Source organism: Methylomonas rosea, assembly GCF_024505055.1.
Taxonomy (GTDB): Bacteria; Pseudomonadota; Gammaproteobacteria; order Methylococcales; family Methylomonadaceae; genus Methylomonas; species Methylomonas rosea.
The window spans coordinates 1-649 of record NZ_JANIBL010000065.1; the positions used below are offsets into that span (position 1 = coordinate 1).

Sequence of the window (649 nt, forward strand, 5' to 3'; positions counted from 1 at the left end):
CCGCACAGCGCCAGCAATTCCTCGCGGCTACCCTGCTCCACGAAGCGATCCGGCAGACCGATATTCAGCACCGGCATCAGAATCGCTTGGGCTTGCAGGAATTCGTTCACCGCACTACCGGCACCGCCAGCGATAACGTTCTCTTCAACGGTGACCAGCACGTCATGACTTCTCGCCATCTCCAGGATAAGTGTCTCATCCAGTGGTTTAACAAAACGCATATTCACCACCGTCGCCCCCAGTTGCTTGCCAGCGTCCACAGACGGTGCCACCATGCTGCCCCAAGCTAATATCGCAATCCGGCTGCCTTGATGTTTGAGTTCCGCCTTGCCGATTTCCAGCTCGGTCAGGGCTTCGTCTACCGTCGCCCCCGGCCCCTTGCCACGCGGATAGCGCACCGAGGCCGGACCGTTGTGTTTGAAACCGGTGGTCAGCATCTGCCGGCACTCGTTCTCGTCGGCCGGGGCCATCACCAACATGTTCGGGATACAGCGCATATAACTGTAATCAAAAGAGCCGGCATGAGTCGGCCCGTCCGGGCCCACCAAGCCTGCCCTATCCAGGGCAAACAACACGTCCAGATTCTGCAAAGCCACATCGTGGATTAACTGATCGTACGCCCGTTGCAAAAAAGTCGAATAAATCGCCA

1 protein-coding gene is annotated in these 649 nt (G+C 57.8%); it reads right to left on the bottom strand.

Annotation, left to right across the window (positions count from 1 at the left end):
• The coding region (locus NP589_RS17775) for a transketolase C-terminal domain-containing protein (RefSeq protein WP_305891049.1) at positions 1-649 on the bottom strand (649 nt) is incomplete at both ends.